This window comes from Deinococcus alpinitundrae (assembly GCF_009982895.1).
Classification (GTDB): Bacteria; Deinococcota; Deinococci; order Deinococcales; family Deinococcaceae; genus Deinococcus; species Deinococcus alpinitundrae.
The window spans coordinates 37642-48412 of the sequence record NZ_WXZL01000027.1 but is presented as its reverse complement, the minus strand read 5'-3'; the positions used below and the strand labels follow the sequence as shown (position 1 = coordinate 48412).

9 protein-coding genes and 1 CRISPR repeat array are annotated in these 10771 nt (G+C 52.8%); of the genes, 3 read left to right on the top strand and 6 right to left on the bottom strand.

What is annotated here, in order from left to right; all coding sequences use genetic code 11:
• Window positions 1-133: 133 nt before the first annotated feature.
• From GUI70_RS18650 to GUI70_RS18640, 3 genes are read left to right on the top strand one after another with little or no spacing between them, the layout of a single operon-like run.
• Entirely contained in the window at window positions 134-631 is a 498-nt protein-coding gene (locus GUI70_RS18650) for a hypothetical protein (RefSeq protein WP_161883820.1), read from the top strand.
• Window positions 632-636: 5 nt separating this feature from the next.
• On the top strand, window positions 637-3597 hold the full coding sequence (locus GUI70_RS18645) for a site-specific integrase (RefSeq protein WP_161883819.1): 2961 nt from the start codon (window positions 637-639) through the stop codon (window positions 3595-3597).
• Window positions 3594-4145: a hypothetical protein gene (locus tag GUI70_RS18640; protein ID WP_161883818.1), complete on the top strand. Its 552-nt coding sequence runs from the start codon at window positions 3594-3596 to the stop codon at window positions 4143-4145. Before GUI70_RS18645 ends, GUI70_RS18640 begins: the two co-directional genes overlap by 4 nt.
• Before the next feature lie 385 nt (window positions 4146-4530).
• On the opposite strand, the gene GUI70_RS18635 is transcribed toward GUI70_RS18640, so the two are convergent.
• The 6 genes from GUI70_RS18635 to cas1 form a co-directional block, all read right to left on the bottom strand.
• Complete coding sequence (locus tag GUI70_RS18635; protein ID WP_237725029.1) at window positions 4531-4758, bottom strand: hypothetical protein; 228 nt, start codon at window positions 4756-4758, stop codon at window positions 4531-4533.
• Between the two features lie 402 nt (window positions 4759-5160).
• On the bottom strand, window positions 5161-5820 hold the full coding sequence (locus GUI70_RS18630; RefSeq protein WP_237725030.1) for an IS630 family transposase: 660 nt from the start codon (window positions 5818-5820) through the stop codon (window positions 5161-5163).
• Between the two features lie 14 nt (window positions 5821-5834).
• Window positions 5835-6104, bottom strand: coding sequence for a helix-turn-helix domain-containing protein (locus GUI70_RS18625; RefSeq protein WP_161883817.1), 270 nt, complete (start codon window positions 6102-6104; stop codon window positions 5835-5837).
• 411 nt (window positions 6105-6515) lie between these two features.
• A CRISPR array of direct repeats spans window positions 6516-8543; the repeat unit is 37 nt; unit sequence GTTTCAGTCCCCTAACGTTCGGGGAAGTCGGTGGAGC.
• 267 nt (window positions 8544-8810) lie between these two features.
• On the bottom strand, window positions 8811-9395 hold the full coding sequence (gene cas4 / locus GUI70_RS18620; protein WP_161883816.1) for a CRISPR-associated protein Cas4: 585 nt from the start codon (window positions 9393-9395) through the stop codon (window positions 8811-8813).
• Window positions 9385-9681, bottom strand: a complete 297-nt coding sequence (gene cas2, locus GUI70_RS18615) for a CRISPR-associated endonuclease Cas2 (protein WP_161883815.1) — start codon at window positions 9679-9681, stop codon at window positions 9385-9387. Before cas2 ends, cas4 begins: the two co-directional genes overlap by 11 nt.
• Window positions 9682-9685: 4 nt before the next feature.
• Window positions 9686-10696 (bottom strand): CRISPR-associated endonuclease Cas1, encoded by a 1011-nt coding sequence (gene cas1 / locus GUI70_RS18610; protein ID WP_161883814.1) that lies wholly within the window; start codon window positions 10694-10696, stop codon window positions 9686-9688.
• Window positions 10697-10771: the final 75 nt, after the last annotated feature.

The window sequence follows — 10771 nt, the reverse complement described above, 5'->3', positions numbered from 1 at the left end:
ACTCACCGCTTTTCGCCGTCCTTGTCGAGGGACAAGAGGGAATTGACAGTTTCCCCGTCTAGGACAGCCTCAAACCAAAGTTGTCAGGTACTGAGGGGCTCGCGGACGAGTCTACACTCCAGAGCACTTATTAATGTTCTACGTCGAGAACGGCATTGATCCTGATCATGTGCCGTTGTTCTATTCAGATTATAAAAATCCGTATACCGCTGGTGCGTACCGGCAAACAGCCTGGTATCCCGCACGACAACTTGGCCAGTGGAAAAGCAGTCCACATCAGATGCGCCGCTTCAAGATCAATGCTTCAATTGCAGCAATTGACGATCGTTATAAGCATGATCCAGCAATGCATAGGCGCACAGAGCAGTTTCTTATTGAAAGTTTGTGGTCACCTACCAGTGGCAGGCGAATGCTGGATATTTACCGCCGTAAGCCTCTTGAAGAAGAACGCCTTTCATTTGAAGCTGAATTAATTGATTTTCAACAGAAGCTTTACGCAAAACTGACAGCAGAACCTTTATCTCAGGCCCATGTGGCACTTTCTGCTGAATTGGTTAAAGCAAGAGAACCCACAGAAGCAAGAGTATCTTTGGATGACGATCTCGACGAGCTGGCGGAGGCGACGAAATGAGTCATATGTCTTCAACTTATGCTTCTATGAACACACTGGAGACGGCGCAAGCAAAGAGACGTGATACAGAGCTCCTCCCTATAACGATTAAAGTTATAGATGAGTATTTCCAAGACGGTAGCTGGAATGACGGCATCAAGGCTTATGCTCTTCATATTGCGGAAACTTGTCATATTAAGACAGTGCACCTATATGTTATTAACATAATTAAGTGCATAAAAGCTATTAAAGAACTATTGAGTGATCTCGGGGAGAGATCTGCTGTTTTACCTCGTACCGATCTTATAGGTAAGCTATCACAGGAAACCAATGGCAAATATGCGATTTTAATTATTAAAAATTATGAGGATGCATGCCAATTTATATCGGCTGATGGGGACGATAGAGAATCTTTGGGAGGTAGTTCAAATCACCATACTCTCAGATTTAAGATTCTTTCTTTTGCCGACGAGCTGATTACAACCTTACCTGAATCTATTTTAAAAATACAAGACACATGGATCAATTCAAATAGCCCAGAAAAAAGTCCTCGCGAAGACACAATAAAAAAGATTTTGTACCAGGATCCTGATTTGCGGAATTTCCTGACCGTCTACACTCTCTTCGCAATACAAAGCAATAAATCCATAGAACTCATCGACATGTATGTTCGTCATTTCATTAATGGTTTCAGTGTAACCAAAGAGATTTCTCGCCTTAAGGCAATATCAAAAGATGCTCCACTGCCTCTTTTAAGAAGACACGATATGGAAGTGCTAAATCTGCTGCCTAGGGAGACGATGCAGTGGATCATTCGTAGGCAGATTAAGGATATCGAATTTTCTTCATTAAAATTCACTAACACTGATCATATCTATATCCCTGAATTCTATTGGCAAAACTTTAGGGGCAAAATTCCAGAGGAGATTGTAAGTTTAGCGGAAGAGATACGCTTGAGCTGCCAGCATCATAGTGATGCGGTTTTCAGAAGATTTATAAATTTAATATACAAATCAGCACTCGACAAACCCTATCTTCCCGCCCTTGTACTAGCTGGTGCAATTCTTCTAGGTGCAAAAAAGGCAGATAACGAGCCGCTGTCTCCCCTATCTATAAAACAATATATCTCAGTTCTCCTCCCAAGCTTAAGAAAAATATTCGAATATTACGAGCTCAAAGAGTTCTCTGAATTCGACCCAAACAAACACCTTAAAGAATATTTGACGTCTCACCATAATATTGGTGAAATGAGCGATGGATCGAGATATAATATGCGTATAGTATACTCAGCTATAGTTTCATATCAGAAGCTATTGATCTCAAGCAAACCACAGCTTTCTGCTTTAATTACCTCGCACTTATTTCCTGTATTTACTTACACTGGTCGAGAACTAGTCAGCTTCGGCCCTATAGGGAAAAAACAGCGTCACAAACGCAAAAAAGAAGCCGCGGCTTTTGGGAGGAATGATCTTGAAATTTATCAGATTTTTATGGCAAGACAAATAATGCTCGATAGGCTTCAAGACGCCTACACAGCCAGACTGAACTCCGCTCTCAAGAATAAAGAAGTGTTTCCAGTTGAATTTTCCTTAAAAATATCTGGACTAACATGGAATTTCGCTATAACGAATAGAGAGCTGGTCCTTAAGAGACTGAAAAAGCTTAAACCTTCTTGCCATCCTAGAATCTTGGACACAAATCCAGTTTACTTAGAATATATTAATAGCATTGCCGATGGTGGAGAAAGAGGCGCACCTCCTTTTTTTATAAATTACATCAAGTGTTTGCACGACAAGATCACAAGAGATCAATTTGAAAAAGAATGGGGTTATGATTTTACCAATTTGCAACACTGGGATTCTAACCTTCTTAAAGGCCCACGCGAATCTATTGCAGTATTGCGGACCTTGGCAGCGACTGAGCGTAAATTATCTTTAGAACCCAGCGTGATATTTGATTTTGACGCACTCTACACAGGAACGTTGATTGGATCAACAGCTCTCTTGATCGGTTACCATCTTGGTCTGAGAATGCACGAATACCAGCAGATCCGACTTGATGCACCATACACAGACAAATTTTTTGTAAACGGGAAGAAAAGACCAGTGGTTCGGATTCGACTCAAAGGGCTTAAAGGTTCTGCAGACGAACTGTCGGTGCGTCTTGTTCCTCAAGTGGTCTGGGATTCAATGATGAAACTCGCTAGAAGAGTTCAAGGTCATCATCAAGGCAAAATTCCACGCGTCAAAATGTCTGATGGGGACTTGTACCGTGTCGGCGAAGCACCATATTTATTTCAAAACAAGGCGAAAGGCTTAACATCTGATAGCATAACTGCTGGAATGAGATTCATGTTTAACGACGTAATTATAAAAGACGATGAAGGAAAAATCGTAACGGCTGCATCACATCTCCTACGGCATAATTTTACTCGGAGGAGTCTTAATTCTGTAGGGGATCCTAGAAAGGTAGGAAAAATGCTTGGACATTCTAGCGAAGAAGTCACAAATTACTATGGACAATCTATCATTGAGGATCAAGCTGTGCTTCTTGATCTGCTTGAACAAAAGATGCCGGTTATTGATGTAGATCGGTTGATTCATGATCCTTCAATCTCGGAACCAACTCGAATACGTCTGCAGCGCGCACGTGACACTTACGGTGCATTGGGCAATGTCCCAGGCGGTGAGTGTACAGCGCTTTACAGTTGTCCAAACACATATACATGTGTTGGATGCGGACACAAAGTTATTAACCCACAACAAAGACATGAAGTGGAACATGAGCTTGCAAAAGCCGAAATAGATTTACGCGATGCACATGAGATGAACTCAATCGAGGTGCATCGTCATAAATTACGTATCGTCGTCGCGCATCAAGAATTAGAGGTGATGGATGCTCTAGAAGTGCTTGAATCATTCCGGAAAGGAGTGGATGCATCAAAAGACTTGATAACTTCCATCATACAAAAAGAGGATGGGTCTTGAACAAGCAATTTTCACCAACAGATAAGATGGCTGCTCACTATATGAAGTCGCATAATAAGAAACATAATCTGTTTTTAGAAACGCTTCAAGCCATTGAAGCCAATGATGCACACCTGCCTCTGAAGAAACGCTATTCCAATAAAAATATTGTACAAGTTTCGAAATCCCTTGATCCTGAGGGGAAGGGTCTCAATCCTACGTATTGGTCTAATCGCTATCCTGATAACCAAATGCTTGTGTATCAAGCACGGAAATGGAAATTTCGCTTCCAGGACTTTAGAGTGAATACCGCATATCTCAAAGCTGGCAGAGATTTGAATGCCGCCTATCGACGCTACTTACGAGAATGGGGCAATGCCGATCTCGCACGCCGAGTGGTTGGACTTGAAGAGCGGGTGATCAGCCTCGAACAACGACTTGCCGCTCATGATCAACAGCTGCTGCAGAGAATGAATCAACAATTGACCACTCCACAAACCTCACCCAAAGATATCTCGGAGCTGCTAACACAGGCCCTCAGCCTCCTTTCAAATCCTTCGAGAGAATGAGCGGCAAAAAGGCAGTTCAATCTCACTGGCTAACAATTTCTCATCGTCCTCAACAACACAACGAGATTTCACCGTCTGTCACTCGGCTGGGGGACTACAGGTGATGTACAGATATATCTCCTGAGTCCCGTTTGCCTGCTGGCAGGAGTCCTGCAGCCGACATGACCTGCAGACATCAACGTAAAGGTGGCACATAGAATTCTATGCCTGTCTGGCCAAACGCTCTGCGGTTCAGTTCTAGGCGCAGTGCAGTTGCCTGTTATCGCTGGTCACGTGAGCACTGTTTGGTGTGGACAGCCTCACGCCGTTTCAAATCCGAGTCGTCATTGCGGGGTTCACATTATGAAACGCTGTGATGACGCGTGACTTGAGACATGTGAGCTTCCTACAACTCAGTCACTCCAGCAGGAAGCAGTGAGACAGGACCAGGATCGTCCACTAGGCCAAGGAGCCAGCGGGCATCAACGCCAGTGGCAAGAGCCAAGGCCATCACTTCAAAATCATAAACAGACCGGACACCCTGCTCAATCTTTGCCACCGTACTCAATGAAAGAGCAAATCCGCTCAAAGTACTTGCCCGCTGGCTCGTCTGCTGCAACGTCATCACAGGCATATGAAGATGCCGGGCGGCCCGGAGGCGGTCTCCAATGATGTTACTCCGCTTCGCGTGACTGCTTTGTCTACGGATGGCACTCGGCCGCCTCACGCCGCGACTGTACCACGAGTTCCAAACCTAACAGCAGTCAGAGAGCACGTCGCCCGAGAAGAAGGCGTGTATTTGGGGGTCAGCCAAAACTCGGTATAAGGTGGCATAGCGCTTGCCGAGAGTGGAACCGCAAGATTTAGCCTGGCCGAAGCGCGGCGTCCTGTTGGTGTTCCTTCCAGTTGTTTACGTGTTTAGCAGGCAATTCTTGGTCGATAGTGCAGGCGCACATAAACGTAGTGAACAACCAGATGAATAGTGTGGAGATTCGTACGGTTGCAAGGTGGTGTAAGGAGGTCAGCTAGTACAGCGTCAATCGCTCTGAACGGGGTAGAGGCGGCTAAGTTTCCGACGGGCGTCCGGGGTGGTGAACTGCCAGCGGATGCACACAGCGTTCTGCTGTCGCCGGGTCAGCCAATGACCGACCACCTTGATCAGTGCCTCTTTGTCACCCACACGCTCCTTCAAGGCCTGCCGGGCGAGCGCTGACCACTCCAGCTCCTGAATGTTCAGCCAGGAGCCGTGTCTGGGGGGGAAGTGGAATTCGAAGCGCTGCGCGAGCGTGTGGGCCTTCTCCGGGGAGAAGGCCTGATACAGCGCTGCTTTGCTGTGCGTGGAGAGGTTGTCCTGCACCAGGACAATCTTTTCAGCATGTGGATACGCGGCCGCCAGCCGTTCGAGCGAATGCGCGTCATGAACGCTGGCACGGCGGTCCGTCACCCACACATCACGCCTCCCGGTGAGCGGTTCCACCCACCCGAAGAGATTCGCCGTCCCACAGCGCTCGTATTCACTGTCCTCACGTTTCACCTGTCCAGGTTTCGGCTGGATTGGTTGCAGCACGTCCTTGATGAGCTGACACAGTTTTTCATCGAGACACACGACCGGGCGGGCCACATCGAGTGGCCGTTCGTAGACGTCCAGCATGTCTTCCATGGCACAGACGAACGCCGCGTTCTGTTCGGGTGGAATGCACCACTGGGAGTTCAGATGCGGTTTGAGGCAATTTTTTTCAGCGTTTTTCGCACTGTTTCGCGGGAAATGCTGTCTACCACACCCAATTGCACCAGGTGGTCCCCCAACATCGACAGCGTCCAGCTCGGTTCATCATTGGGCGTCTGGCTGCACGCCAGACGCGTCAGTTGGGCTTCGACCCGACCATCGACTTTGACCGGGACGCCCTTATCTTTGCGGGGTCTGCGGTTGAGGACGGCCTCCAGGCCGTCCTCAACGTAGCGTCTCCGATTTTCTTCCACTGACGCTGTAATAGTTCAGCTTTTTATGGGCGAAAATACGCCATATAAACCGACTTTCTCGTGGGCTGAGTCGGTAGAGCTGGAAGTCAGTCTGTACATAATGCAACCTGCAGCAGCACAAGCAAAAGCGGCTATAAGGTGCACAGTTAGCTATCTATCGTTTCTGACTTTAGCGCATAGACTGAAATTTATTACGTTCAGTACGATAAATAACTATGTACGTAGACTCTGAGTCACCTCCACGTCTGCACAGCACGTTCTCGTCAGGAGGGCAACGTGACGAACGGCACTGCTAGAGGTTGACGCGCACGGCTTCAGCCGTGCACGTTCCAGGCCTGTCTCTTCTGTGGCCACGTTTGGGGAAGTCGATGGAGCCGCCTCTTCGCTCAGCGCCTACGAGAGCGGGAAGCTGTTTCAGTCCCCTAACGTTTGGGGAAGTCGGTGGAGTCGCTCCGCTCTCGCCAGCGCCGCATCACGCTCAGCAGCGAGTTTCAGTCCCCTAACGTTCGGGGAAGTCGGTGGAGCAGCGTGGCTTGAGTGAGAGCGCCTTCCGTTACCGGCTGTTTCAGTCCCCTAACGTTCGGGGAAGTCGGTGGAGCCTGCGCTGATTATCGTGGTCGTTCGCTACGCCGAGACGTTTCAGTCCCCTAACGTTCGGGGAAGTCGGTGGAGCACCCGCTCTCCCATCTGCCCCCGCTGAATCCGAGCGGGTTTCAGTCCCCTAACGTTCGGGGAAGTCGGTGGAGCCCAGTTCTGCCACCGCCTCAGCCGGGGCCACTGCCGGTTTCAGTCCCCTAACGTTCGGGGAAGTCGGTGGAGCTTGCCGCGCACGGTGGCCCGCGCGCCCGGCAGATCGAGCGCCGACCAGTTTCAGTCCCCTAACGTTCGGGGAAGTCGGTGGAGCATTCGCAAGCCGCGAATGAAGAACAAGAACAGCAAGTTTCAGTCCCCTAACGTTCGGGGAAGTCGGTGGAGCCTGAGCAGTCAGTGAAGCACCTTTCGCCCGCTTCGGTGTTTCAGTCCCCTAACGTTCGGGGAAGTCGGTGGAGCGCGCTACTGGATGATCGACGAGGAAGGCAGCTTAGAGTTTCAGTCCCCTAACGTTCGGGGAAGTCGGTGGAGCCGACCCTGTTCAACAACAGCGGCGCGACCGTGTTCGTGTTTCAGTCCCCTAACGTTCGGGGAAGTCGGTGGAGCGGCTCGTCGAGGTGCCGGGCAGCACGCCGTACTCATGTTTCAGTCCCCTAACGTTCGGGGAAGTCGGTGGAGCTCAGGGTGGCGGAGGTCTAGCAGCTTGCCCGTGATGTTTCAGTCCCCTAACGTTCGGGGAAGTCGGTGGAGCGTGCAGGATGCCTGCGACTTTCAGGTGCAACTCAAGTTTCAGTCCCCTAACGTTCGGGGAAGTCGGTGGAGCTGGAGCGGCAAATCCTCAAGGTGCTGGGCGAGGTGTTTCAGTCCCCTAACGTTCGGGGAAGTCGGTGGAGCGCGTGATCAAGCTGGACTGGAGCCGATTCCTCGACGTTTCAGTCCCCTAACGTTCGGGGAAGTCGGTGGAGCATGGCTACAACCCCGCCATGGCACGCTGCACCCAGTGTTTCAGTCCCCTAACGTTCGGGGAAGTCGGTGGAGCCACGGGCCGCAGCGTCGTAAGCGTGGGCGGCCTCGATGTTTCAGTCCCCTAACGTTCGGGGAAGTCGGTGGAGCACGGCCAATCTCACCCAAGCGCTCACAGCCATGCAGGTTTCAGTCCCCTAACGTTCGGGGAAGTCGGTGGAGCGGTCTGAACATTCCGTACAAACTCTGGGCGGTGGTCGTTTCAGTCCCCTAACGTTCGGGGAAGTCGGTGGAGCACACCTTCTGCCCCAGCTCATCGGTGCGCCAGTTGCCGTTTCAGTCCCCTAACGTTCGGGGAAGTCGGTGGAGCCTGACACTCAACCTGCCGTTTGCGTTGCTGCTGAAGGTTTCAGTCCCCTAACGTTCGGGGAAGTCGGTGGAGCCGTAAACGCTGTTGAGCGTGGCGTATTTGCCGTGATGTTTCAGTCCCCTAACGTTCGGGGAAGTCGGTGGAGCAGCTTCGGGCTGACCGAGGAACTCGGCGCACGCCACGTTTCAGTCCCCTAACGTTCGGGGAAGTCGGTGGAGCTGCGCCGCGCTGCACCCGGCACCGATGAACGGGTCGTCAGTTTCAGTCCCCTAACGTTCGGGGAAGTCGGTGGAGCCACCTGCTCCGAACCGGCACGGCCTTTGACCGCGACGTTTCAGTCCCCTAACGTTCGGGGAAGTCGGTGGAGCATCGTCACGAACACCTCCGGCCTGCTGACCTTCGTGTTTCAGTCCCCTAACGTTCGGGGAAGTCGGTGGAGCCGGGTTGCCCGCAGCACGCGCAGGGGCGGCGGTTGTCAGTTTCAGTCCCCTAACGTTCGGGGAAGTCGGTGGAGCTGCCTATTTTACGCACTTTCTGGAGCTGATACAACGATTTTCATGCTACGCGCAGCCCGCGGGCAGCAGCTTCCAGTGTACTTCAGCAGGGGGGCTCGCAAATTGAGTTCGGATCGCCATGACTACCCCAGTTGCGAAGCGTTCAGCACGGTGAGAATCTGCCGGACACTCTCTGGTTCCTGAGCAGGAGCATCCCAAACTGGCTGAACCTCCACCTGGACGCCTCGCAAATCGGCTGCCGTCCAGAACAGGCGGCCCCTTTGCGAATTACAGGGTATCCCCACAAAAATTCCGCAGTTCGCATTCCAGGCATTTGTTGGTCTGGGTGCTGGGGGGCGGGCAGCGCTCGGCCACGATGAAATCAACGATGGTCTGAATGGCGGCGCGCGTTCGGTTGCGCAGGCGGGCATCGAACACGATCTCATGGGTTTGCCGCGTCCGGCTGGAATGCCACAGTCCGTGCGGACAGCTCAGCCCCAGTTCAGCTTCAATGAGCAGGGCATAAGCGCAGAGTTGCAACTTATGACCAGGGTCAGGTGGACGGGAGGTGTGTTTGAGTTCCACCGGGTAGGCCATACGACCGTTCACGATTAACAAATCGAGTTCGCCCGTCAGGCCCAGCGCCAAGTTGGTCAGCCGCACGTCGTAGCGACGTTCCCCTTCGGCCAGGGCATAGCGAGCGAGCGTGCGCCGCCGCTCACGTTTCAACTCAGCCTGATGCTTTTCTCGCCCCTGCATCATGAGCACAGTCTCACGCCGCCTAACCGGGGTACAGCGCTCGAAGAACACCACGCGCGGACAGTAATGATGCTGCCGGAGTTCGGTAGGCGTGATCAGCCGCTCAGCTGTCATCCTCGGCCTCCTGAACGATGATAGTGGCATCGTCAACCTGCCACTGCTCCAGTTGCAGAATGGCGATGAGTCCAGCGCTGTCGCCTAGCGCCCGTTGCAATCGCGTTTCTAGTTCACGACGGGCGGTGCCTGTTAGCTTGCCCTGGTAGGCACTGTACTGCCAGCGGGCCAGACCATAATCCTTGCAGGCATTCATCACCCGACTGCGCCGCTTATCATCGCGCACGTCGTACAGCACCAGCGTGGGTTGGCCGGCTTTACGCGGATCTTGCAGCAATCTCGCCACCCGCTCACCAGCCTGCCACGTATACGGGATATTCGCCCTCACCGCGCAGAAAAGTGGCGAGGCGGCGCGCCTGCATCACCATGATGTTCTGGAGCCGGAAGCGTTTGCCACCCACCGTGTCACGAGTGTCCAGACGGTCATTCACAGCTTGCGCGATGCGTTTGCGGGTGTCCGGGGTGAGTTTGCCGTGTTCGTCGGTTTCGGGCCGCCAGCCGCGCCCTAGCAAGGCCAGTACGGGACGGTCCACACAGACGGCCCGGAAGCCCTCCACGAAATCTAGTACCAGACTGGGTTTGCCGGGGCGGTCCGTGTGCAGGAAGCCTGCGAATGGCTCCAGCCCAGCGGTGGTCAGCACGCCCGCCGTCCGTGCATACAGGATGCCGTAGCCGTAATTGAGGGTCATGTTGGTCGCGTCGGTGGCCCCACGCCCCAGCCTGCCTGGAAAGGCCAGATCCACCGGGAGCATGGCTGCCACAGCACCCCAGTACGCCACGCCGCCGCGCCCTTCGATGCCCAGCAGGAAATCTCGTACCTCGTCGATGCATTCACCCGTCACGGCGTCCAGCTCGGCCTCCAGCGCCGTCAGTCTCGGCAGCGCCCGCCCGATGGCGGCGTAGGCTGCCGGGTCCGCCGTCTTGCGGTACTTACCGAAATATTTGAGGAGGCTGCCCTGGTTTCGCAGCCGGGCGCGGATGGCATGCCTGCCCACCTCGATGCCAAGCGGGGTGAGGTACGCCCCCATCTGGGCGCGGCGCGTACTGACTGTCCCGACCAGGTAAGGGCTGGAGAACTTGGCGTAGGGTGCGCCCAGCGCATCAACCAGATCAATTTGCACTCCGAACTTGGCGCAGGCGCGAATGGCCTCGGCACTCAGGGTACAGGCGGTGGTGGTCACGGTGACGCTTTCCAGGTCACGCAGGGCCACTTCCTGAAGCTCCTGCTGGGGATGCCGGAGCTGCAAGCGTTCGCTGCGAAGGGCTAGGAAGGTGCCGCGCTCAGAAATTGTAAGGTTCATGGGCCAGAGTGACAGAGAGTAGCGTCTTTGAGTGACGTGGTGGAAACAAAATCAAAATTGGATACCTGCTGTCAG